26 protein-coding genes are annotated in these 24438 nt (G+C 37.6%); 19 read left to right on the forward strand and 7 right to left on the reverse strand.

Annotation, left to right across the window (positions count from 1 at the left end; genetic code table 11):
- Nucleotides 1-10: 10 nt before the first annotated feature.
- Both WG906_RS18290 and WG906_RS18295 read right to left on the reverse strand, forming a co-directional pair.
- Nucleotides 11-583, reverse strand: coding sequence for a DUF3408 domain-containing protein (locus WG906_RS18290; RefSeq protein ID WP_339994329.1), 573 nt, complete (start codon nt 581-583; stop codon nt 11-13).
- 20 nt (nt 584-603) lie between these two features.
- A complete protein-coding gene (locus tag WG906_RS18295) occupies nt 604-1359 on the reverse strand; it encodes a ParA family protein (RefSeq protein ID WP_339994330.1) in 756 nt (251 codons plus the stop codon).
- Nucleotides 1360-2014: 655 nt separating this feature from the next.
- Here WG906_RS18295 and WG906_RS18300 point away from each other — a divergent pair.
- The 4 genes from WG906_RS18300 to WG906_RS18315 are packed head-to-tail and all read left to right on the forward strand — an operon-like array spanning nt 2015 to nt 6782.
- On the forward strand, nt 2015-2452 hold the full coding sequence (locus tag WG906_RS18300) for a plasmid mobilization protein (protein ID WP_339994331.1): 438 nt from the start codon (nt 2015-2017) through the stop codon (nt 2450-2452).
- Nucleotides 2437-4401 carry a relaxase/mobilization nuclease domain-containing protein gene (locus WG906_RS18305; RefSeq protein WP_339994332.1) on the forward strand — a complete coding sequence of 655 codons (1965 nt, stop codon included), beginning with the start codon at nt 2437-2439 and terminating at the stop codon, nt 4399-4401. The genes WG906_RS18300 and WG906_RS18305 overlap by 16 nt, the downstream gene beginning before the upstream one ends.
- 26 nt (nt 4402-4427) lie before the next feature.
- Entirely contained in the window at nt 4428-6431 is a 2004-nt protein-coding gene (gene mobC / locus WG906_RS18310) for a conjugal transfer protein MobC (protein ID WP_339994333.1), read from the forward strand.
- An 18-nt stretch (nt 6432-6449) separates the two neighbouring features.
- The gene (locus tag WG906_RS18315) at nt 6450-6782 is read left to right on the forward strand and encodes a helix-turn-helix transcriptional regulator (protein ID WP_339994334.1); all 333 of its coding nucleotides are present in this window, start codon (nt 6450-6452) and stop codon (nt 6780-6782) included.
- On the opposite strand, the gene WG906_RS18320 is transcribed toward WG906_RS18315, so the two are convergent.
- Nucleotides 6757-7413, reverse strand: a complete 657-nt coding sequence (locus tag WG906_RS18320; RefSeq protein ID WP_339994335.1) for a M23 family metallopeptidase — start codon at nt 7411-7413, stop codon at nt 6757-6759. The genes WG906_RS18315 and WG906_RS18320 overlap by 26 nt on opposite strands.
- A 229-nt stretch (nt 7414-7642) precedes the next feature.
- Between WG906_RS18320 and WG906_RS18325 the strand changes: the two genes are divergently transcribed.
- Nucleotides 7643-9658, forward strand: coding sequence for a DUF4099 domain-containing protein (locus tag WG906_RS18325; protein ID WP_339994336.1), 2016 nt, complete (start codon nt 7643-7645; stop codon nt 9656-9658).
- A gap of 59 nt (nt 9659-9717) precedes the next feature.
- Nucleotides 9718-11196: a toprim domain-containing protein gene (locus tag WG906_RS18330; protein ID WP_339994337.1), complete on the forward strand. Its 1479-nt coding sequence runs from the start codon at nt 9718-9720 to the stop codon at nt 11194-11196.
- Between the two features lie 15 nt (nt 11197-11211).
- On the opposite strand, the gene WG906_RS18335 is transcribed toward WG906_RS18330, so the two are convergent.
- Complete coding sequence (locus tag WG906_RS18335; RefSeq protein WP_339994338.1) at nt 11212-11538, reverse strand: pentapeptide repeat-containing protein; 327 nt, start codon at nt 11536-11538, stop codon at nt 11212-11214.
- A gap of 434 nt (nt 11539-11972) precedes the next feature.
- On the opposite strand from WG906_RS18335, the gene WG906_RS18340 reads away from it, so the two are divergent.
- The 7 genes from WG906_RS18340 to WG906_RS18370 all read left to right on the forward strand — a co-directional run bounded on the left by WG906_RS18340 (nt 11973) and on the right by WG906_RS18370 (nt 15408).
- Nucleotides 11973-12185, forward strand: coding sequence for a hypothetical protein (locus tag WG906_RS18340; RefSeq protein ID WP_339994339.1), 213 nt, complete (start codon nt 11973-11975; stop codon nt 12183-12185).
- Nucleotides 12172-12390, forward strand: a complete 219-nt coding sequence (locus WG906_RS18345; RefSeq protein WP_339994340.1) for a hypothetical protein — start codon at nt 12172-12174, stop codon at nt 12388-12390. Before WG906_RS18340 ends, WG906_RS18345 begins: the two co-directional genes overlap by 14 nt.
- A gap of 9 nt (nt 12391-12399) precedes the next feature.
- Nucleotides 12400-13335, forward strand: coding sequence for a DUF3560 domain-containing protein (locus WG906_RS18350; protein WP_339994341.1), 936 nt, complete (start codon nt 12400-12402; stop codon nt 13333-13335).
- Nucleotides 13336-13360: 25 nt separating this feature from the next.
- Entirely contained in the window at nt 13361-13738 is a 378-nt protein-coding gene (locus WG906_RS18355) for a DUF6876 family protein (RefSeq protein ID WP_339994342.1), read from the forward strand.
- A gap of 60 nt (nt 13739-13798) precedes the next feature.
- Nucleotides 13799-14515 carry a hypothetical protein gene (locus WG906_RS18360; protein WP_339994343.1) on the forward strand — a complete coding sequence of 239 codons (717 nt, stop codon included), beginning with the start codon at nt 13799-13801 and terminating at the stop codon, nt 14513-14515.
- 4 nt (nt 14516-14519) lie between these two features.
- Nucleotides 14520-14843, forward strand: coding sequence for a hypothetical protein (locus tag WG906_RS18365; RefSeq protein WP_339994344.1), 324 nt, complete (start codon nt 14520-14522; stop codon nt 14841-14843).
- A gap of 262 nt (nt 14844-15105) precedes the next feature.
- Complete coding sequence (locus WG906_RS18370; protein WP_339994345.1) at nt 15106-15408, forward strand: hypothetical protein; 303 nt, start codon at nt 15106-15108, stop codon at nt 15406-15408.
- Between the two features lie 582 nt (nt 15409-15990).
- On the opposite strand, the gene WG906_RS18375 is transcribed toward WG906_RS18370, so the two are convergent.
- Complete coding sequence (locus WG906_RS18375) at nt 15991-16212, reverse strand: DUF2188 domain-containing protein (RefSeq protein ID WP_339994346.1); 222 nt, start codon at nt 16210-16212, stop codon at nt 15991-15993.
- 326 nt (nt 16213-16538) lie between these two features.
- Here WG906_RS18375 and WG906_RS18380 point away from each other — a divergent pair, with 326 nt between their 5' ends.
- Both WG906_RS18380 and WG906_RS18385 read left to right on the forward strand, forming a co-directional pair.
- Nucleotides 16539-16880 (forward strand): hypothetical protein, encoded by a 342-nt coding sequence (locus WG906_RS18380; protein WP_339994347.1) that lies wholly within the window; start codon nt 16539-16541, stop codon nt 16878-16880.
- Between the two features lie 4 nt (nt 16881-16884).
- Nucleotides 16885-17889, forward strand: coding sequence for a type II toxin-antitoxin system antitoxin SocA domain-containing protein (locus WG906_RS18385; protein ID WP_339994349.1), 1005 nt, complete (start codon nt 16885-16887; stop codon nt 17887-17889).
- An 816-nt stretch (nt 17890-18705) separates the two neighbouring features.
- Here the strand turns inward: WG906_RS18385 and WG906_RS18390 are convergent.
- The gene (locus WG906_RS18390) at nt 18706-18900 is read right to left on the reverse strand and encodes a hypothetical protein (protein ID WP_339994350.1); all 195 of its coding nucleotides are present in this window, start codon (nt 18898-18900) and stop codon (nt 18706-18708) included.
- Nucleotides 18901-19243: 343 nt separating this feature from the next.
- Between WG906_RS18390 and WG906_RS18395 the strand changes: the two genes are divergently transcribed.
- Nucleotides 19244-20461 (forward strand): hypothetical protein, encoded by a 1218-nt coding sequence (locus WG906_RS18395; RefSeq protein ID WP_339994351.1) that lies wholly within the window; start codon nt 19244-19246, stop codon nt 20459-20461.
- Between the two features lie 42 nt (nt 20462-20503).
- Here the strand turns inward: WG906_RS18395 and WG906_RS18400 are convergent, their stop codons facing one another.
- Nucleotides 20504-21166 (reverse strand): metal-dependent transcriptional regulator, encoded by a 663-nt coding sequence (locus WG906_RS18400; RefSeq protein ID WP_339994352.1) that lies wholly within the window; start codon nt 21164-21166, stop codon nt 20504-20506.
- A gap of 137 nt (nt 21167-21303) precedes the next feature.
- Between WG906_RS18400 and WG906_RS18405 the strand changes: the two genes are divergently transcribed.
- From WG906_RS18405 to WG906_RS18415, 3 genes are read left to right on the forward strand one after another with little or no spacing between them, the layout of a single operon-like run.
- Complete coding sequence (locus WG906_RS18405) at nt 21304-22509, forward strand: di-heme oxidoredictase family protein (protein WP_339994353.1); 1206 nt, start codon at nt 21304-21306, stop codon at nt 22507-22509.
- A 3-nt stretch (nt 22510-22512) separates the two neighbouring features.
- Complete coding sequence (locus WG906_RS18410; protein WP_339994354.1) at nt 22513-22965, forward strand: QcrA and Rieske domain-containing protein; 453 nt, start codon at nt 22513-22515, stop codon at nt 22963-22965.
- Entirely contained in the window at nt 22962-24185 is a 1224-nt protein-coding gene (locus WG906_RS18415) for a hypothetical protein (RefSeq protein WP_339994355.1), read from the forward strand. Before WG906_RS18410 ends, WG906_RS18415 begins: the two co-directional genes overlap by 4 nt.
- Nucleotides 24186-24438: the final 253 nt, after the last annotated feature.

The following is a 24438-nucleotide window of genomic DNA, read 5'->3' on the forward strand; positions in this document are numbered from 1 at the left end:
AACATCGCTTCTATTCCTTTTTAGGTGCTACAATGTCTTTTAGTGTAAGATTGCCGATGATAGGTTCATCAGCATATAAATTCATGTGTTCATTGATGATGTTATTTAGATAGCTCGATATAGTAGAACCAGGTTTGAAGGCTACAATCTTTGATAACCTTTCATGATTGAATCCACTTACATAGGTAGCTGTCCGCTCTTTAATGATTTCTTTACTTGAAAAAAATTCATCAAAGTCTTTAACTTTTATAGTTCGTTTCTTCGAATTCTTATTTCCCGCCGTGTTTTGCTCTGTTTTTCCATTGATATCTTCATTAGGTGGTGTATGTTTTTCAGAATCTAAATTATTGATATTATCATTAAGATGCAAGGAATTATTATTATTTTTTTCATCAGGATTTTGATCGCCTGCCCCTCCCCTATTTTCCTGTTCGTTATTAACAATGTCGTTTTGATTATGTTCTGTTCTTGTTTGCTGTAAATTAGGTGTTTGAACAGATGATTTATTTCCAATACCAGCTATAAGACTTGCTTCATCAAGTTCTTCTAGTGCTGGTGGATTTGCTTTGTTTTGCTTTGCCATATCAATAAATATTTTATGTTTTATCTGATGATTTTAATTATCTCCTCAATAAGTGGTACTACCTTAGTATCTTTTATGTAGTCTTTGTTCATCGGGAACATTGTTGACCGAAAAGCACGTTTTCTAAATTTCACACTGCTTTCTAGTTGTGTGTTTAATATTTTCATCCCCCCCTCTTTAATAATATCGTTCGTAAGGCTATATAAATCTGTTTTTTCGCGCTTATCTACTACATTCCATAGGAAATGCATGGTTTTCAATCTAACCTCCACCCCTTCGAACTTTTGGCCCGCCTTCCCGATAAAATTGTGGTGTATTGAATTACCAAATTTCAGGTTGCTATCTATGACTAATTCATCTGCGATGATGGGAATAAAGAGATGATCCAGGGAAGCTATTGTTTTAAAGAAACCTTTGTCTTTTACAGTTCCCGGCAGATCCACAAACACGAAATCATATGGGGCCTCCCCTTCCTGAAGGTCTATAAACTTTTTCATGTCCTCCACCGCTTTCTCAGAAGAACTATCCAGGATAGGATAGGCTGGCTTAGAGAGCTTTTTAAAGGCCGCTAAATACTCCCGGTCGGATTTTATTAATTCAAACTCCTTAGCTCTTAAATCAACTATACTGTGCTGTGGATAATCACAATCCATAAAGCCAATTTTATTGTCATTAAGGAAATGGCAATAGGAAGCCATTAGGGTATTAAGAGTTGATTTACCGGTCCCTCCTTTTTGTCCGCAAAAACCTATGAACTTTGTTTCTTTCTTTTTCATACTGTTGAATTCAATATATCATGAAAACATTATAACATGAGTTTATGAAATCAATCATTAAATAATTATTTAATTAAATAAATAATTAAAGATTTCATGATGACTATAATTCATGATTTACTGACAAATATAAAACTTATTAACAATATTACAAGATGTTAATAAATATATAGTTCATGAGTTCACGAAAACATGTAACAAAGAACCCAATAATTATAGGTAACAAGATATATATAAATAAAGATTTCAAGTAATCAATAAATAAATAATACAAGTAATAATGAACTCAATAACTCAACTTTTATTTTACCTATTTGACAACAAGGCAACATGAAATATTGAATTCAATATTTCAAAGATTTTAAACATTGCCGAGAGGTTTTAGTAGTTGATATTTGAAATCATTATAACATGAATTCAATACAACAATAATTCAAACACTGGAATAGAACCTGTTTAGAATAGAGGTATTGCAATTGGTCTGGTTATTGCTTAAGTTTGGGTATGCGTCAGCATACAGCAAGATGTATTTTTGTATATACAAAAACCTTTGGTTTTTCTACCTCCAAAAAGATCTTGCACCCTTTACTCCAAAGTCGTAAAGGCTTGGCTAAATACTCCAAAGTCGTATTTATAAAGAATTACAGGGCTTAAAATGGAAAAGACTAATAAAGGTGGAAGGCCGAAAAAGGAAGACAAAGAAAAATCAATAAGAGGTTTTTTCTTTCGTATGAAAGAAGAGGAAGAGTCGACGCTTATGCGCCTTATGCAGCTGTCTGATTCTAAAAATAAAACCCGATTTATTAAGGATAGAGTTTTTAAAAATCAATCTTCCTATAATCAATCCTCAGATAAAGATCTTAAAAATTACTATTTAACTCTTACCAAATACCTTCAAGAGTATCATGCTATTGGAGTAAATTTCAACCAGCTTGTACGTAAAGTAAATAGCTTGAGCGAAACAAGCGGAATCAAATATGATTTGAAATACGAACTAAATGCAACAGTTCAGATGTTTGAAAAGCTCGCTACTAAACAAGAGGAAATATTAGACTTAACCTCAAAGTTGTATAAGGAATGGTCTGCAAAATAACATCCGGTAAAGAACTATTTGGCCTTCTTAAATACAATGAAACGAAGGTAAATAAAGGCGAAGCTGAGATAATCGGTGGCTCTAAAATTCTTGGTTCACATGCCGGATGGGATAAAATAAGCATGACTGAAAAGATGAATTCATTTGCCTATAACCTGGAAGCGAATCAACGTACCGAGAAGGTAACCTTCCACGTTTCCTTAAATCCGGATACATCCGATAAGCTCAGCAAGGAGCAATTTGAAGAAATTGCCCGCACTTATATGGAGCGAATGGGTTACGCAGAGCAACCATATTTGATATACAAACATCACGATATCGAGCGTGAACACGTTCATATTGTTTCCATCAGGGTAGATGATAACGGTAAGAAAATCAATTCTGATTTTGAAAAACTACGTTCAGAAGAGGTACGAAAGGCTCTTGAATTAGAATATCAGTTAACTCCTGCAGAGAGCAAAAGTAAAAAGGAAAAACTTGAACAGGTTCCTGTTTTTTCGAACCAGCTTCCTAAATATGGTAAGTCAGATACAAAAGCTGCGATAGCCGGTATTACGAAGACAATTATCAACGATTATAAATACGGTAGTTTTAATGAGCTGAGAACGCTTCTAGAGCTTAATGGTATAGAAATGCGTAAGATTGAAGGAACGCGTCTTGACGGCTCTGAAATCAACGGAATACAGTATCAGTTTATCGACCAGGATCACAGGTTGCTTGGCCATCCTATTTCAGCCAGTAAATTAGGCAAGGACCGGGGTGTAAAAGCTATTGAGACTCGAATTGAAAGAAACATCTCTTTATTAAATAATCGGGAAGTTAAAACCCGCTTAACCGGCATAATTGATAATTATTTCAAATCAAATACGCAACCCTCTATTGAAGGACTGAAGATTGAACTTGCAAAACATAAAGGAATAGCCGTATTACGTATAAACGAGAATGGTAAATTATATGGCGCAAGCTTCATAGATAATGAAAATAAAGCCGTTTATAATGGCAGCAAGTTGGGAAAAGAATACTCTGCTAATCGCCTGGAAGAACGGCTACAAGGTGTTCCTTATCCTGAACTCAATACTTATGAAAGAAAACTAGTTACTGCGATACAAAAGGGAAGTTTGCCAGATTTAAAGAAAGTTCCTATAGAAGCTATAAGAGCAAAAATGGTTCTTCCATTATTACAGGATCCGCAGAAGTTAAGTCTGCTTCAAGGACTGAATACGATGTATCTTAATAAAGTGATAGGAGGGGACCTTTCTGTTAAACAGCCAACTTTCAACCAGATATTGAGCAGGCTTATTGAAAACGGAATATTTGTGAAACCTATGGCCAGTAACGTTAATTCGTTTCAGGCCGGATACTATAAGCTCCCATTCAATGGAATGGTTCCGGTAGGGGAGGGGCTCTCCAAAATTTTAGCCGCGAATAACTATACTGAAAAGGAATTTATTGATACTCTCAATATTGCTTTTAGAAAAAACAAATCAGGTGAACTTAAAATATCACCTAAATTTGATTTAATAGTCAGGTTGAATCAGGCTAAAGTAGAAGTTAACAATGCAGGCAGCATCCAAAATACATTATTATATATTGATAAAATCAATAATTCCCTATATTTAGACATTCTTAAAAATTCTAATCTATCAGGGAAAAACACCAATGAAAAATTCACAGCCAAGGAAATACAGAAGATAATTAAAACGATTGCCGTATACCCAAGTGATAGTCTCAGACATCCAGCTTCAAAGGATTACAAAGATTATAGCACTGAAATGGGACCTTCATCAGGAATAAAGGCAATGCAAGGATTGAGGCCCGAGGATAGTGTCACCGGAGCATTCAATTTATTTGGAAGCTTATTAGAAAGTCTCATGGATGGAGTTCATGGGAAAAATGAAGAACATAAAGACGAGCCAACCAAACGCCGACGTAAGAAACGGAGGTGGTAGGGAGGCCCTAATCATCACCTACCGTTATGCATGAAGACCAAAAAGCGCTTCAAAAAATCATGGATTTTACGAGGCTAATCAGTATTGTATTTGTCCTTTTGAACATCTATTGGTTTTGTTATTCAGCGTTCCAGGAATATCAATTTACCTTAAAATGGTTTGACGGAGTTCTACTAAAGTTAAACCGGTCCACTGGTATTTTCTCCTGGAATCTTACTACTAAACTCATTGCCCTACTGTTTCTAGCTATCTCTTGTTTTGGCACTAAAGGAAATCCAAATCAAAAAGTAACCTGGTTCCAGGTCTGGAAAGCTCTTATTATAGGCTTCATTTTATTCTTCCTGAATGTTTTGTTATTAAAGCTGCCAACTCCGATCAGCATGAATGCAGTGGCCTATATTGCCACCACCATTGCAGGTTATATGTTTATCCTGAGAGGGGGTGCGCTGATCAGCCGCATACTAAAAAGTGAAATGATGGATGATATTTTCAATGAGGAAAATGAATCATTTCCCCAGGAAGAGCAGCTGATGGAAAACGAATATTCAGTGAATATTCCAACCGAATACCAGTTAAAAGGAAAAATAAGGAGGGGTTGGATAAATATCGTAAATCCATTCAGGGCGACAATGGTGCCAGGGACACCGGGTTCAGGTAAAAGTTTTGCAATTATAAAATCTTTCATTGAGCAGCATATCAGGAAGGGTTTTGCGATGTATGTGTATGATTATAAATTCGATGATCTGTCAAAATATACCTACAATATATTGTTAAGGAATTACGGAAATTTTAAAGTTAAGCCTCGTTTTTATGTAATCAATCTGGATAACCCTGAAAAGAGCAACCGTTGTAATCCGGTTAGAGCAGAATCACTTCATGATATCATAGATGCCTATGAAAGCGCCTATACGGTGATGCTTAACCTAAACAAAAGCTGGATACAGAAGCAGGGTGATTTCTTTGTAGAAAGTCCGATCAATTATCTTACGGCAATTATCTGGTTCCTGAAGTTATATGAAAACGGGAAATTTTGCACCTTTCCTCATGTAAATGAATTTTTAAACAGGAGTTATGATGAGATGTTCCCTATTTTAGGTTCATACCCAGAGATTGAAAATTACGTCAAGCCATTTGTATCAGCTTACGAAGGTGGTGCAATGGAACAATTGGAAGGCCAGATCGCCAGCGCAAGAATACCGCTTTCAAGACTTGCCTCCCCCCAACTTTATTGGGTAATGTCCGGGAATGATTTTGAATTGGATATAAATAACCCTGAGGAACCAAAGATCTTGTGCATCGGAAATAACCCTGATAGGCAATCCATTTATGGAGCTGCCCTGGGCTTGTATAATGCACGTTTAATTAAGCTTGTTAATAGAAAGGCAAAACTGAAGAGTTCCCTAATTATCGATGAATTGCCTACCATTTACTTTAAAGGTTTGGATAATCTCATCGCAACGGCCAGAAGCAATAAAGTTTCGGTCTGTCTATCCTTTCAGGATTTTAGTCAGCTCGAACGCGACTACGGTAAATCTGAAGCTACTGTGATCAAGAATACGATCGGAAATGTGATCAGTGGTCAGGTTCTTGGAGAGAGCGCAAAACAACTATCTGAGCGTTTCGGAAAAATATTACAGAAACGGCAATCAATTTCAATAAATAAAGACAGCACCAGCACTAGCATTAGTACTCAACTCGACAGTGTTATTCCTTCATCTAAGATTTCATCGTTAACTCAAGGAACATTCGTTGGTGCAGTAGCCGATAATATCGGTGAAGAGATTTCCCAAAAAATGTTTCATGCAAAAGTCCTGGTAGACATGGATAAAGTAAAAGAGGAGGAGCGAAACTTTGTTGATATACCAAATATTACTAATTTTAAGGACGAGCAGGGTGTGGATAGGATGGATGAAATTATCAAAGCAAATTATGTACAGATTAAGCAGGATATCGCTGATCTTGTTGCTAAGGAGCTTACCCGGATAAAACAGGATCCTAATTTAGCACACCTGATCAAGCAAAAGGCTTAAAATGGGGTAATCTCGTATATGAAGGAATTAAAAGAAAGTGAATTGGGTGTTGTTAAAGACCCTAAGGACTTTTGTAAAGTGGTAGGAAAAAGATTGTTTGAGCTACGTACTAAACACAACATTTCACAGAATAATATCGCAAAAGCCTGCAAACTCACCCAAAACATTCTATCCAGAATGGAGAATGGGTTTGCAAAATATGACAACTTTCTTGTTGTCTGCAATTACTGGGTATTGAAAGGCTATAATCTAAATTATCTTTTGGCAGAGGATAACAGCCCATATCATGAAATTATCCCAATTGAAGATTTAAAACAGGATATTTCTATTTACTTTGATCAGCCTGATTGACAACCTTAGGTTTTTCTTCATTAAAAAGGTCTAGTTTGAGATAGCAATACCGGTAGGGGTTTACTTCTTTTCCATTTTTTTTTATGATATAATGAAGATGGTTTCCTGTGCTTAATCCAGTACTGCCTACTCTTCCTATCATTTGACCCTGCCTTACCACTTCTCCCGGAATTACATTATATGCGGATAAATGGCCGTAAATGGTTTCAAACCCGTAACGATGCCTGATCTTGATGAAAACCCCCAGGTGATCCTTTGAATAGCCCGTAAATTCTATTATGCCCGTTGCAGTTGCGTATATCGGAGTTCCTTTCTTTTGGGGGATGTCAATGCCATTATGAAATTTCTTATGTCCGCTTACCGGATGCCATCTGTAGCCATAGGTACTGCTTATCGTTAATTTTTTATAGCTATTCTGAATCAATGGAAATACAGATGGAAGCTGTGATAATAGTACACTGTCTTTCTTAAGTATGCTTGCTATTCGGTAAATGTGTTCGTAATCGCTCACCATTTCAACCAAGTCATTTTTCTCGTTGTTGAATTCTATTTCATCCATTTGACGAATGGTCTGGATTTCCTCCTTTGAATACTTTTTCTTTTGCTGAGCGTTGACAGAAGAAAAACTCACAATCAATAAGAGTAGAACGACTTTACTTAATGGGTTATCATTCCTAGGCCAGCAGTTGAACATGGTAACGGTAAATGTAATCCGATAACAATTTTATTTCTTTTAGGTTTTTTAAAGAGTAGATATTATTGATATTATCAATAAGCCATAAGATTTTTAAAGCATTTTTAGGTAAATAAATATTCTTTTTAATATATTTGGTTATCAACCTACTGAAATATTCATTAATATGGAAAATCAAACTGAAAAGGCTGTACTTCCAGTATCAGACATAATTCAGGCTTTTTCTCTCGACCAGCCTCCCACCGGCAGGCAAGTCCCATCGGAAACCTTTATAGATCATCAGGGCTTCCTGATACCGGAACCATCAGATAATCTTTTGAGGCAAATTGCAAGTGAACAGGAACGCATCGCAATACGCGGACCTTTCGAATCATTTTCAATTCCTTATTTTCAAAATGATTTACCTGAGCAAAATGTCGGGGCGCTCGAAATCACTTCACCTCTTCAGCTGACTGAAGCCTGGCTGTTACAAACGAGAATTCCTCAACTTTTTGAGAATCCTAATACAGGCGAATATTTCAACTTTGAACAAAAGGTCAATGCGACTCTTATCGATTATATTAAGGATGAATTGGAGCCCGGCGACCGTCTTAAAATCTTAGAGGCCCTGAGAGAGGATTATTTAAAAAATAACAGAAATAGTTTCAATGGTGATAACTACGGAGATCTGATTCAACTGGCTACTACCGGTAAGGATGAAAACAAGGTCGATTATCATTATTTAAATGGGGTAGTATATTCCAGCTCAAATGATAATCAATTCCTTCCGGTGATGTACCACGATGCAAAACGTGAAGCTACAGACAGTTATGAACCCTCTAAGTATGTACCCTATAAAACCTTTATTAATGACATCCTGGAATACGAAAAACAGCCTGGAGCAGTTGTCATTTTACAAAACGAGAATTATGTAAAGGAACTTTTTGTACTTGATCGCGAAATTGAAATTGCTAAAGAATCAAATAAGTTCCAGGAAAAGGAATTTAATATCATAGAGTTAAACCCTAACATTAACCAGATTCGACTTATTGGAAAAGATGAAGAGAATAAGGCAGTGATTAGGACTCTTGAAAATAAAGAAGACGTTGAACGGTCCCTCGACAACAAAAAAGTTGCGGGTCTAAGCTTCAATGTAAACAAACATAGTTCCTTCTTTTCGAATTTTATTGGAAACTTCACCCGAAACTTCAAAGCAGGGCAGAACAGCCGCTTTCTGATTCTTCCGGTTGAAAAAACCACACATTTTTTAAATCAACTATTCGATCAATCAAGGTACATCCTTGCAAACCGGAAAAATATTAATCAAGCCCCTATTAAAACCTATTCAGAAATGGAAACTCCTACTAAAACTAATTCTCGTTTCAATTTTGATCAAGTGGATTGGAATGGCATCCAGCAAACTACCGGGATCACTGCTGACAGTCTGAAACAATCAGGTGATTTAGAACGCTTCTTAAACGGTCAGAAAACATCATTACTTAATCTCTCAGGGGAGCTTACAAGTAAGTCAGGTATTAAAATCAGGATGCATCAGCCGGCCAAAATCAAGCTTGTTGATGATGGCACTGGTAAACTTAATCTTGTAATTCATGGTGTTCGGCCTCAGCCCGACATCAGGAATGAATATTTAGGATATAAGCTTAATGAGGTAGACAAATACAATCTTAAAAATTTCGGAGAGATGGGAAAGGTTGTAGAATGTATTGACATTCAAACCCGCCAGCCGTTTGCAGCAGTAATTGGTATTGATCCGGAAACTAAAGAAATGGTGAGCATGAGGGCAGACCGTCTTCCTAAAATGATTCCCGACAATTTGAAAGGATTAAATCTAACTGATGATCAAAAGAAATCACTTGCCGAAGGAAAACCTACCCTTATTGCGGATATGATTGACCGTAAGGGCGAAAAGTTTACTTCTCATGTTGTAATCTCTGCCGGTAAACAGGGCCTCGATTTTCGTTTCAAAAATGATGTTCCGGTTTTATCAATTCCGGAAACCGCGATTCAACAAAATGTTACTGAACAGCATAAAGTTCAGACAGCTCAAAACGAGCAGGGTAATAAAACTGAAAAAACAGTAAAACAGGAGGTTGAAACAGGCAAGCCAACTGAAAAAGTAAAAAGCGGTAAACAAGCTGGTCAAAAGGAGGGCGAAACCAAAAAAAAAGGTAAAAAATTATAATTGCTAGGTTTTTACAGGAAAGGGGGGGAACCCCTTTTTTTATTTTTTCTATCTGCCATATGAAAAATGAAATGCTCACCTTCCAGGATTTCCGGGAGCGGATCTCCATCATCGAATTAGCAACAGCCTATGGTTATGAACTACAGCCTGAGAAGGGTAGGGGTATGCCTGTTTTTTACAATTCCCGCCATGATGATATGATTGTTATTGTCAACCCAAAGGATCCGGCAAATCAAGGTTTTTTTAATGAACGGGATAAAACAGAAAAGGGAACCCTTATTACCTTTATTCAGAATCGCCTGGGCGATATCTTTCCATCGGATAATTCGAAATCTAAAAATTCAAATGTAAACGCTGTCCTTTATAAATTTTTAGACTTAGACCCTTTCACAAGGAAGACCATTCAGGAAAAAGTAAAGGTGCAGGAGCTTTCAAACGTTGATCTAAAGAACTACGATTTCAATTCTCTTAACCTGCAACCGCTGAACAATACTGAGTTCCTGTTGTCGAGGGGTATCAAGCCTGAAACGCTAAATGACCCAATTTTTAAAGGAGCTATCAAAACAATGGTCAGCAAAAGTGATTACGGTACTTTCTATAATACTGCCTTTCCTTATTCCATGTTTGATGATCAAAAAACAGAAGTCATTGTAGGTGCCGAGGTGAGAAATATGAATAATTTCAAGGGCCATGCCGACGGGTCCAATAAAATTAATGGACTTTGGCATAGTAACCCGATAGGGAAGGTTTCAAATTTCCTTCTTGCTGAAAGTGGCGTGGATTGTCTTTCCCATCACCAGCTAAATCCTGGAGATTCAAAGATGTACCTAAGTTTGGGCGGAAGTTTGAGTTTAGGACAGCTAAATACTTTTTACCAGTTAAAGAACCTGTATAAAGACACAGCGCCGATAATTACTCTTGCTAATGATAATGATCGACACGGTGCTAATTACGACCTGCAGGCTATATCAGACCTTTTATCCCCTTACCTTTCAACACAGTTTCTTAGTTCCCCTAGGGGAACTAAGAAGATTGCCATAGGCGCTGTAAAGTCACCTAATGGTGACCGGTTCATAAACCTTATCAGCTTCGCTGACAGTCTAATTAGCCGCTTAAACGGTTATAATAATGATGTCAATGAAATAGCCGGTAAAGAGAAATCACCTTTGCTTCAGATGGAAATTAAACGAGATAAATTCATTTATGCATTTGAAAAAAACCAGCTTAACATTACTTTTCCGTATGACAACTATGCTTTAAAGCATTTGAACCAATCTATTCTGGACGTATCCGGTTTTAACCAGATTGTTAAGATTGATAAGCCTATTTTAAAAGACTTTAATGACGACCTGAAATTGTTGCAGGGAATTAATATGATTAGAAAGTCGGATAATATGCCTGAAATGGATTATGCTCAGTTCAAGAAAGAAGTTTTTAACGATACCCTTTCAAAGGATTATCTAAATTATTGTTCCAACTTCATTAACGAGAAATCGAGCAAAAAGCAGGAAGCATCGCGAGTTAGCATCAAGATTTAATAGAGATAGACTGATTTATTTACCGTAAAGTTCCTTTATTTCTGCAAGAAGGCCCTCATCAAAAATTGCTGCTTCGATATTTGCGAATTCAAATGCGACAAGATTAAGTATAGCATTCGTAAAATCAGCTCCGTCAAGATTAGCAAAAGCAAAGGAAACTTCACCCGATAAATCGCATTCAACAAACAATGCGCCTCTTAAATCAGACCAGTCAAACTTAGTATGTCTAAGATCTTCGCCACTGAAATTAACTCCTCTAAGATCACAATCTGAAAAGTCGCTAAGGTAATAATCATGATCGGCATCAAATTGTATTGATCGCAGGTCCCTTAATTCTCGCATGATTTAAAATATTCTAAGTTCTAAAATAACAAATCTATTTGTATTCGGGCGTTCCCAAAGGGCGTACCATTCCAGAGTACGCTTCGCTTCCGTCCTAAGGACAAATTTTTCAAATTTCCTTCCATGCTACTAACGCATAATTGTAGATAAAAAAAATATCAATTAAGGCCGGCCAGTCCGGATCCCTTCCAGCTCCAACCAGGCAATGTAGATAAATCTCAATAATTGACCTTCCTCAGGATCCTATGCACTGGTAAAATAATATGCACTGGTAAAATAAGTAGACGATTCTTAAATCTTAGGGAAAGTAAGGGGAGAAAAAATTCGGTAGGTAACAAAATGTTGAAATAAAATATATACTAAAACATATATTATAATATACTAATTCGTATATTTATATAACGATTGAAAGAGACAAAAAAACAGATACCGCCATGAAAGATCACTATAACCTCACCCTTCAAATTGAGATTTTAGCCGACCCGGACTATTCTCCCGAATGGATTAATTCAGAAGCTCAACTTGCTTTAAATAAAGCCTTACAGACCTTAAAAAACCCGGTGTTTGATTATTTACACTACTCCATTAAGGTGCTAAGTAAAGAAAAGGTTGAAAACACTAATACTGCTACCAATGAAAACAAATAATATTCTTTCCCGACTGATGAAAATGAGTTGGGAGATTCAACGGACTAAAAAAGTAAACCGTTCAAAGGCTTTACTTTCTGCCTGGGTAATTGTTCAGAACACTGATTTAACAGTATTCTACCTCGTTGAACGCTACTCAAATAAAAGAAATACTCACCTCAACCGGGTATATCCTGAAAACTTGAAACTGTCTTTAACCGCTTAATCTACCCTTATGAATTCTCATTTTCAAAATTTCTTTATTCATAATCTTGAAACGGAAAAACTAAATATCCATACGACCAAAGAGTTTTATTCTAACCTTTCAAAGGAACAACAGAAAACCATTAAACAATTCTGCTTATGGAGCAGAACATCAAATTGCTGGATTTCAAAAGGCAAGGCCGAACATTGCAACCGTCTGATTGACCAGCTTGTTGAAATGAGTTTTGTTTATCTCGGACAGGAGGGAGAGCGCAAATCGTTTGCTGAAAAAATTGAAAGTAAACAGGTACGGGCAGAGAACAGGGCAGAAAGGGCAGAAGCACAAGCAGAAAAAGCAGAGCAGAAATCAGAATCACTTTATACCCTTGCAAAAAGTATGGCCGCCTTTATTCCTTTTGGCCAGCCTATACTCGTAAGTCATCACAGTGAAAAGAAAGACCGCAATTTTAGAAACAAAATTCATAACACTTTTGGAAAAGCCTTTGCCGAGGGCGATAAAGCCGAATATTTCAAACAGAAAGCGGAAAGAGCGAGAGCTACCGCAGACGGAGCCAAGTTTTCAAATCCCGGCTATCTAAGCTTAAGAATCCGTGAAGCGGAAGCAGATATCAGAAAATATCAAAGAGGGTTAAAGGGCAAGCTTTATGAAAGTTCACCTGAAAGAGAGTTGGATGAGGCAACAAAAATTCACTTTAATAAAAAAATAGAAGAACGAACAGAGGAGCTTGATTTCTACAAGCACTGTTTAGAAACTTGCGGCAAACTTGTTTTCGACAAAGCCAGCCTGAAAGACAAGAAATTCATCAGAATCAAAAAAAGCTGGTTCGAAATCTTAAGACTCAACCCGACTACCATTTCAGTTTACAATACAGTTTTCCCCGAGCGTTCCAGCCAAGCAAAATACCCTTTAAAATACCTCTATACACAGGTAGAAGAAGCAAAATAATTAGTAACCCTTAAAACTATCAACTATGGAAATCATCAATGTCAATAACGAATTAAGAGAATTTTACGGTTCTGAACAATGGTACAGACACCCGGCTACTAAACTTCTTTATACTGATGGCGTTCAATATCTGGCCGAAAAATATGAGTGTTACTGGCTCATAGATTCAATTCTTTCCTATAATATAGGCCCGAACGCAATTTCTCTGACGGAGGATTTTCAAAAGTGGGAACTAACCAGAATAATAGATAACGAGGAGGAAACAAATCGTTTCTGCCTGACCTGCGATGATGGAAGAGGGAACATTTTAGTTACCCAGGCGATTCCACTTTCCGATTTCGAGGGTGATAAAGTAACTCTTTATTTTACTAATGACACCCTGCTTTTACCTAGTGAGAACTAACAGGAGGGGGGCAACCCCTTTTATTCTTCAATATCCATTTCTATAAAATTTCACTTCATCATGATTAGGGACTTAGTCAAACCAATACTTGCCATTCCCGCTTTCCGGCTGGAAGACCTGATAACGGAGTTTCAATATAATTTATCAAAATACTCCTATGTTGATTTGTTCAGCCTCCTGAAAGACGAGGAAACAGACCTGATTTTCTTAACTGTTATTAGAGCGGCCATAAGGGCGAAGGAGAAAAAATCAACTTTTACTCTTACTCTGGAAGCAGCCGAAAAAAAAGCCGCACAAGTGCGGGTTAACCGACGAAAAAGGTTCGTCAGAAGAATTTATAACAGAACACCTCTGTTTGCTATCCAATACATAAGGGAACGTTACCCTGATTATCGCCATGAAGATTTGGCGTTCGATTTACTTCTTAAGAAAAAGCCGGGTTCTTCCTTCAAGAGTAAACCATCCAAAAATGATTTTCGTTCCTCTCAACTTCAAAAGCTGAAGGACCTGATAAAATACGAGGATCCTCAAAGCCTTATTTATCATAAAGCTTGTACCACCATTGCATTAATGCTTCAAGCCCAAAAAAGAAAGGAATGCATAACACTTACTGTAAGATTGGGCGGGGAGCTAAAGGGATATTATTTCAAATGGAATACGCTGGAAAGGGTGATAAAATCCTTCCATGCTATGGCTAATCAAAAAGGGATGACCCATGAGCGATTAGAAGAACTCAAACACGAATTGATAATCTCATCGATGTACTCAAAATTTTAAGAAGATGAATTCACAGGTTATATTAGGCAAGGAAAGAGGCAAAATCGTACTGATTGATATTAATACACAATTAAAATGGGCAAATGAGACATTTGATAACCCAAATGATGCTGAGCGATTTTGCGAACAGAACGAGTTAGAATTACTGGAGCTTTTTGAGCATTACGCTTTACTACCCGAGAACGTTCAAAATTTATTGCTGGATTTCGGAGAATGTGAAGATTACGATGATTGCAAAGCACTTATTGAAATACTGGAAACAGTCGGCTATACAGCGGATTATGGTTTAGACGCTGAACCCTATCATTTAACAAAGCTTTTGGATTAATCAAATTGTAGATGATAATTCCTGCAGACAGGGGAGGATCCTGCAACCGGCCAACAGAAATTGTAGATAAAGGAAGGCTGAAAGCAGCTGCGGCCAGCTCGTTCGGAAACAGTATTTGTAGATAAATAACACAATTAAAATTCGAAGTACACCTTTATTTCCTTTTAAAATGTTTAACTGGGCCCAAGGTGAATCTCTAATGAATCCATTATATATGTTATTCCTGAATAATCGGTATATTTAGAATATCATTACCTTTTACATGTACTTATTAGGATTCGTTCAGGCCTCCAAACCCGAGGCTCTTATCAATACAACCACTTTCAGTTCGTTGGAAGAATTATTAACCTGGCTGAATCAGTTTTTCAATAATTCAGATTTTTCTATAGATAATCCCATTACAAAAGAGAAATTACTTGAATCATTAACTGCCAAAGTTCCTGTTCAGATTAATATTTCCGGCCATGATGCTGCTTTGGTTTTTGGAACTCGGGAAGTGATTGAAAATTCGATAACACGTTTTGTAAAGACAGATGTATTTGATACACGAGATCTTACCAAGTGAGGAGTACGAAAGGTGTAGTCATGAGGGAGCAGCGTCAGAGAATTCACAGACAGAATATTAAAAATCTGGAAAGGCGTATTAGACGGTACTGGCTGGTTTTTGAAGTAAAGGTTGCCACGGTTTTGCTTGCCTACTTGATTATCAGCTCATATATCGTATATCAGTGGTATTGTCAAGCAGGGTTATTTTCAGCTTTCGTTATGTCCTGTGGGTTCGTGGTTGCTTTCCTGAGTCTTATTGTTTTACGACAAAGCCTGGTGCATCGAAGTAAAGATCCTGAATCTCTACCTTACTCCTTATTAGGTTGCGCTTGCCTATTAATTATAGTAGCCGTTCTTATTTATTTAATTGAAGCTTAACAGCTGATAATTAAGAAATCACTACCTCGGAATTTGCTTCCCATTGCCTTTCATTCAGCTATCGTACTCAAATGACGGCTTACAAAAGGCAGGAAAATAATAAGATAAATTCTTCAAGGATCATTCAGGGCGGATAGCGTAGAGAGAATATTAAGTTGAAAAAGTAATCGTGCGAAGTCTTTAATTAAAAAGGCCCTTAACCGAAATTAAGAGCCTTTTAATTTTATCCCTTTGGAGGATGCGGGTCATTCCCGTAACTGTTCCTCTCCCTAATTTGGCCGTTAGGTCGATGCACAATCATTTCTGAACCCTGGTTCTGCGCAATGCCTCTTGCAATCTCTCTTGCTGCTCCTTGCGTGTCTGCTGTCCGTGTAACTCTCTCATTACCGGCACCTCTTACCGCCCAACTACCGTTGTGCGGTACTACATGTTGATTTTTACCCATATGTGTGTTATTAATTGTTTTAACGTTATCCCCGGGTTTCCCCCCGGGGAGTATTACTACTTTTTGATTGTTTCCTTAACTGTTGTCTTCGGGTGTTTGTCCGCATACTTTTTTGTAACGAACTCCCCTGAACCTGCATCACGATGAACTGTTTTCTTTTTCGACATTTAAAATACCTCCCTTCAATGAAGAAGTTAAATAATGAACTCCTTTAAAACAAATATACAACTTTAAAGTTGTAATATCAAATATATAAAACTAAATATTCAACTTATTCGTAAAATAAATATTGAAAATTTGAGTTTAACTTGTAAGTTTGTGGCCAAATGTCAGCGAAGGCCGAGGTAGAACAGTTTTTGAACGATTTCAAAGCCAAGCTTTCCGTGTTTGGTGTAATCTTCACGAACCGGGAAAAAAACTTTAATACTCTGGTAGTCCTGGAGCTTACTACAGCGAACAGGGCTCAGCTGCTGGAGGAACTAAAAGTTGACGATTATTATAAAGGCCCGACCCAGGACTATAATAATGGCCCCGAATTATGGGAATTTGGCAAGAAGATAAAGCAAAAAGAGGTTTATATTAAGATTACAATTGGACAATCTAATCGTCCGGTAATTTGTATTTCATTTCATATTGCTGAGAGAACAATAAAATATCCGTTTAAATAAACATATGGAAAGTCCCTTCACAGGTGGAAAAGTAATGCTGCTTAAAGAAAAAAAGCAGATTGAGTTCCGTAAAGACCTTTTTGAAATCACCCAACTATTCTATAGATGTGTCGATACGGGAGAAGAGTTTTCTACGGATGAGGTTGACCAGATTAATTTGAACCAGTTGTACAATCAATATCGGGTCAAATACGGTATACCTTTTCCCGAAGAAATAAAAGAGATTAGAGAACAGTACGGGCTTTCGGCATCGAAAATGTCGGAGATTCTTGGGTTGGGTACTAATAGTTATCGCCAGTATGAAAGCGGTGACATTCCAACAGTCGCTAATGGAAGATTAATACTTGCGTCAAAAGACCCGGGAGAATTTATAAAATTCCTAGATGCGAGTGAATCTCTGTTGACTCCTAAGGAGTACCTCAAGTTCAAAAACACTGCTTTAGAAATCATTGAGGAAAAGAAGGCGAACTTTTGGAACCTTTTATTTTTTGATAATATCTTCACCTATTCCAAGCCCTCTGAGTATAATGGGTATAAAAAGCCTGACCAGTATAAGGTAGCAAATATGATTAGCTACTTCTCGCAATCTCTGGATGATCTCTATAAGACCAAGCTAAATAAACTTCTTTTTTACAGTGATTTTCTTTGCTATAAGATGTCGGGGTATTCTATCAGCGGGATTGCATATAAGGCCATTCAGATGGGGCCAGTTCCTGCAGAGTATGATAAGCTTTATATCAAGCTGACTGACGAAAATATGGTCGATCTGAAGTTTGTGCCTTTTAGAAATGGCAACTATGGGGAAGCTTTGAAAGGTAAGGTTTTCGACCAAAGCATTTTCGAGGAGAAAGAGCTGCAAGCGATGAATGCGGTTCTTAATAAGTTTGGAAAGAAAAGCACGAACGAAATGGTTGAAATCAGTCACCTGGAAAGTGGCTGGATTGAAAATGAAGAAAGCAGGGATATGATAAGCTATTCTAAATACGCTTTTGAACTCAGCCAGATTTAGAAGTTTCCACAATCCGGCCTTTACTGTGGATAAAATATTTTAATTGGCCCATGGAGGTTAAGTATCTTTGTATCTGTAGTTAAACTACTATTTCGCCTTTTGTAGTAGTGTTGAAAAGGCAATAGCATAGCGGTAGCCATTCCGAATCAAAAACAGCACTTAAATTAGTTATCTAAACTGTCTTATCGTTAGTGTATGCGATGTCTCAAAGTGACAACATACGACCTGCAAGACGAGAGTAAATTATTAGACGGGCTGAAATAAAAGTTGATGAGTTTATACACTTAATCAGGCCTGGGAAAGTCCAGGTGCAGGGGTTTCAGATTGATAGCTATTCAGGCGAGGCCATTTTTTGCCGTTTTCTATTTTCACTCATTTTTATTAATAAAAGTGAACAGATTTTAAACAGTTTTTGGTTTTGACTGAGGCCATCTATGCATTAGGAGAGGAAGATAAGGACCTGCTCTATATACTTGCAGGGATTTAGACTTCCTATGCGCCGAGCCGAACGAAATGGTTAAATATTAAGGTTTTTTATGGGCTTGTGCCGGTCGATTATCAAAAAGCAGACAGGTGACTTTATTTCCGGCAGCTGTCGCGATAGGAGGGATGAAGTGATAAAGGAAATAAGCCAGCACTAAAACTGCACACCATTTTAGTGGATGCCTCTTAATCGACGGCTTAAATATATCTAGTACCTCTTTCATTGCTTACAAATTTCGTAGGGAATAAGCTTCTCCAAAGGACAGCAAAATCGGAACCTGGTAGGTAGTCGAAACTTCGGCGGATTCTGGGCCGAATATTTACCGCTAATACTCATTTCCTGAAATTGTTTCCACCAAACAAGCCTACTAACCCTGAGAGAAGATTTGAGAATAGTGCATTGGTACTTTGTCCCGAATCGCTGGCTAAGCAGCTCATAACAACGTAGGCAAGCAGTGTGATTATAAAAAGTAAGGCTATGATAATATTAACGGTGTGCTTGCCGGTTAACTTGTCAAGTTTGCTCATGTTTGAATTTCGATTATCCATGTCTATTTTCCTTCACTAATCTTCAAAAAGGTGGCTGACTAATAAAGGACAGTGTCTTTACAGTCAATGAAGGCCCCTTTTTGCTATATCCTCGAAATGACTATTTGAGTTACGCCGAAGTATCACCCAATTAAGAGAGCTTATTCTCTAAGTAATAGAATTCGTTGGAAACGATAAACGACAGCTTTTCGGTACTATCGGGAAGCAGAGATAATAAAGGGAAAGACTGTCATTTAGGGTAAGTAAGTAAATAGACTCGACAAGCCAAGGTATTTATTTGAGATGTGCCAGGAACTTCGCATTTTTATAAAATACCTTGATTATGATTGGATTAGAGCTTAAAATAAAATTTATAGAAGATAAAGCTTATTTGACGCGGTTCAAAGCGATGAGCTTCACGCAGCTTGGTCTACCGGAAATAGCGAAATGCTTTAAATCGCCCGCTTATTGGATTTTAAGGGTAATAAACTATAAGGCATCTGAACAAAAACTATTTTGTGAAATTACTTCCTATCATGTAGGGGAAACTGAATTTTCATTTTCGCAAACGCAGCTTTATGAAAGCTTGAGCAAGGTGGAAATCGTTAGGTTTAGAAGTATCGACACCTTTAATCTCCTCAAAACCTTAGCAGGAACGCCAGGCACTTTTACCACACCAGCTTACGTCCCAGTTTATAGAACTCAATCGCCTTACTTAAAAGAGCCTTCGATTCAATCTGTGACGGAAACCTTTTTTGTACCTATCAAAAACGTACATTTTAAATTAGGATTTGTATCTATTAGTAAGAAGTTTAAAGAATTTAAGGAAGCGCTGGAGATTACAATTCCTAATCTGGAGATTATAGAAGAATTTGATGCAGTAAAGAATTATTTCGGAAATGTTCTAGGCTCGAAAAAAATTGAAGTTAATCTTGAAGTTGAAATTACAGATGGTTCGATAACATCCAACAAAGCAAGCTCTCCGGAGATAGCAAAAATCGATAAGGCGCTGATCGAAAAAGTAAGATTGGAGTTTGTACGATCTACAATGGTACAGAAACTGCCACTGGAAGTCGAACAAAGCCTTTTTACAATGGAGGGATTTTTTGACGCTTTTGCTGATGAAAAGTATAAACCGGATACCTTCCACCAAAGTGAGACGGAACTGCTTGAGGATCTATTGACAATTTCAAACACGAAGCATTATAAGCATCTAAGATTTCTGTCAAGCAAACATGCACATGACGTAATGAAACTTAGGTTTATTCAAAAACCTTTTTCTTTTATTTTTTTACTTGAGGGTAAGATGAACTATCATATAGTTTGGGAAACCTTGGACACTGAAGAAGCAACATACGTTTGGCACATTGTCAAGGATATCAATCTCTTAAAGCACACTTTAAAAAGGATTGACCATATAATTAACGATATAAAGGTTAAAGGGAAACTAGCGTATATCAGTTCGACAGAGGACTCATTAAAAAGACTATATCACGACTACTCAGACAGTGATGATGGTTTCCTGAAGTGGAAAAGTGAACTTGAGAATGTGGCTAAGTAAAAGACTGTTTTAAGTAATACAATACCGTTAAATGCAGATTAATTAATAAATTTCCACTAAAACATTATCCGAAAACTTCTGCGAAAGTGCTAAAGTCTTGTTGTTATATTTAATCTCAATCGACCCATCAAACTCTTGTCTCGATACCAAAAGCAGTTGATCTCCGATTTTCAAACCCAATTCAGTAACATATTTCAAAAATGTCTGAGAATCATCTTTCACCCCTGTTATTATGCAGCTGCTTCCAGGCGTTACTTCCGACAAGACACTATATTTTCTCTGTTCAATCTCACCATTTGCTTTCGGAATTACATCTCCATGAGGATCAATTCTGGGATACCCCAAAAATTCGTCGAGTTTATTGATTAGCTTTTGGGACTGAATATGTTCTAACTGTTCTGCAACTTCATGTACCTCATCCCATGCGAAGCCAAGTTTGCTATGTAAAAACGTTTCCCACAATCGGTGTTTTCGAAGAATCTCAACTGCTGAAGCTCGTCCTTTTTCAGTAAGGGTTATCTTGCTATACTTCTCATACGCCAGAAGTTCTTTTTCACGCAGTTTCTTCAGCATATCAGATGCTGTAGGAGGTTTTACATTCAAAGAAGCCGCTACTTTATTAGTTCCAGCGTCACTTTTTACCTCACTATCCAAAGTAAGCAGTAAAACTGCTTTTAAATAATTCTCTTCAGTAAACGACAACATGAAACAAAAATATCAATTTGTCTTAATAAATTTGTTAGACTAATCTAAAAATGTAGTTTTGTATATCGAATTATATTGTGAGATTTATCTCACAATATAATAGACTCGATAAATGATCAATTATATGAGCCGACCCAATGAAAAAGATTAAGCCATTAGGAATACTTGCAGCCTCCATACTTTTATTGGTATATATAAGTAGTTGCGAAAAGATTATGCCTCAAGCTCCGGCAGATGAGGATATATTAGATGGCCCACTCGACGGTCTCTCAAGTGAACAAAAAAAGTTATTCTTACGTGGAGATGTAGCTTTCAATGATGAGATATTCAATGATAAAAGTGGTTTAGGACCTTTATTTGTCGCAACCTCCTGCGGCACCTGTCATGCAGGTGATGGGAAAGGACACCCTTTTACCACCCTCACCAGGTTCGGACAAAGTGATACTATCGGAAACCAGTTTTTACATAAGGGTGCTCCTCAATTACAAAATCGCGCATCCTCTGGCTTTCTTGCCGAGCAGATTCCGGCAGGAGCTACTTTTTCGAAATTCACTCCCCCGGCAAATACTGGCCTAGGATTTATTGAGGCTGTCCCTGATGCGACGATACTTTCCCTGGCCGATGAAAACGATCTAAATGGAGATGGAATTTCTGGGAGGCCGAACTGGATTAAAGTTCCTGACTATTGCCAGATAAGACCCGGAACTATTATCAGAAATGGAAAATATATTGGAAGATTCGGAAAGAAGGCAGCAGTCTACGACCTATTACAACAAACAGTAAATGCTTATAACCAGGATATGGGAATAAGTTCGGGTTATGAGTTCCTGGACACCTACAGCGGTTTTCAGGTTGATCCGGAAGTATCTAACCAAACAGTATTAGATGTAGTGTTTTACTTGCAGACACTAAAAGCACCTATCCAGCGAAACACTAACAACGAAGAAGTCAAAGCTGGTAAAAGTCTTTTCATGAACATTGGCTGTGCCAAGTGCCATACTCCCGAGTTAAAAACGGGCTCTTCAAGAGTTTCGGCGCTATCAGAGAAAACTTTCTTTCCCTATACAGACATGCTTTTACATGATATGGGCAACGGCTTAAATGACGGCTATACCGAAGGGACAGCGTTAACTGCGGAGTGGAGAACTCCTGCTCTATGGGGGCTAGGACTTTCCAAGAACTCACAAGGTGGCAGATATTTCTTAATGCACGACGGAAGAGCCGGAAGTATTGAACAAGCAATAATATTACACGGCGGAGAAGGGCAAGCAAGTAAAAATCAATTTGTGCAGTTGTCTGCTACTGATAAAAGTAAACTCATCAAATTTCTGGAATCACTTTAAACAATGAATAGAAAAGATTTTTTGGTCAAGGGCTGTATAGGCTGTCTATCAGCTTTAGCTGTAAGTTCAGGTTTTATTTCCTGTTCAACCACTACTCAATATTTATCAGGGAAAATTGTTAAAGACGGGATAACTCTTGATAAAGCAGATTTCAAGCTATCGCAAAGAGGAAATACAGATTACCGCTCCTTTGTAATTGTCCGTAATGACGCATTGAAATTTCCAATATGTGTGTACAGGCATGATGAAAATAGTTATTCTGCATTGTGGATGCAATGCGCTCACCAAGGGGCCGAGCTCCAAGCATCCGGCGATATGTTAACATGCCCTGCTCATGGGAGCGAGTTCAATAACAAGGGTGTGGTAACCAATGGGCCGGCTAGCAGGAACTTAAAGACCTTTCCAGTTACCATAACCGATAATTTACTTTTTATTGATATGAGAAAGCAGTCATGAAGAAACTATTTATACTCGCTTTTTTATTTATAGGGTTCAACGCTTACTCCCAAATTGACCCTGAACTATTAAGAAATCCTCAAAAAGACACCAGTGGATTGAAACTCAACATGGATGCGGTTTATGACCGTCCATTTCTGCAAACCAGTAAATTGCCTGTAGCACTGGGTGGGTATGTTGAAGCCAATTATCAATATTTTGGGCAAGACGGGATATCCGAAGGACATCAGTTTCAAATGAGAAGATTGACTTTGTTTGTGTCCTCCTCAATCGCAAAGCGGTTAAAATTTCTCTCAGAATTGGAATTTGAAGATGGTACAAAGGAGATCAATATTGAATTCGCCTCAATGGATTTTGAACTTGCCCCACTTCTTAATCTTAGGGGTGGAATTATCATGAACCCAATAGGTGCATTTAATCAGAATCATGATGGCCCCAAGTGGGAATTTGTTGATCGGCCCGTTTCAGCAACACAAATGCTTCCCTCGACCTGGAGCAATGTAGGATTTGGGGTTTACGGAAAGAAGTATGCGAAGGATTGGGTGTATGCTTATGAGGCATACTTTACCAATGGTTTTGACGATCAAATAATCAGCAATTCAGAGAATCGCACTTTTCTACCTGCAACCAAAGCTAATAAAGACAGATTTGAGGAAAGTTTTAATGGAAGCCCATTGTTTACGGGTAAAGTTGCTTTGCGCAATAAAGGAATTGGCGAGCTAGGCTTATCCTATATGGGCGGTGTTTACAATAAGTTTGAAGATGACGGATTGGAACTGGATGAAAAGCGCAGTGTCAATATCTATGCAGTAGATTTTAACACAACATTTAAGAAACTAGGCACTTATATAAATACAGAATGGGCTTGGGTGAACGTTAATTTACCTGAGTCTTATACCGAGCAATTCGGAAGAAAACAACAGGGAGGATTTTTTGATATTGTTCAACCGATTTTCAGAAAGCCGATTTTCGGCTTTGGAAACTCTGTAGTCAATGCTGCTTTCAGAGTGGAGTATGTTGACTGGAATAAGGGGAAGTTTAGTTCAACAGGTGAAAAAATTTCAGATGATTTTTTCTCAATCATGCCTGCCCTAAGCTGGAGACCCGTTAATCAGACTGTTTTACGATTAAATTATAGGTATAATTGGCAAAAAGATATTTTAAGTAATCCGGCTTCCAAAACTGCGGGATTACAATTTGGATTTTCGACCTATTTCTAGGACCTAAGGATAGATATTAAGTTTCATCATAAATTATGGGATTGCTATCTTTGCCGCGATGAAAGTAATTGCAATTTTCATGACTATCATTTTGCTCCTCGCAGGATTTGATCCTTGTAAGGATGCTGATGCTAGTGAAAGCAATGAAAAGTCTGAGTTAAAAACTGATAAAGGTGTCCATGACGAGGAACTGCCCTGTGCTCCGTTCTGCCACTGCGCTCGGTGTCCTTTTGCAGTTATTATTCCCCTGCAT

It is taken from the genome of Pedobacter superstes (assembly GCF_037622515.1).
Taxonomy (GTDB): domain Bacteria; phylum Bacteroidota; class Bacteroidia; order Sphingobacteriales; family Sphingobacteriaceae; genus Paradesertivirga; species Paradesertivirga superstes.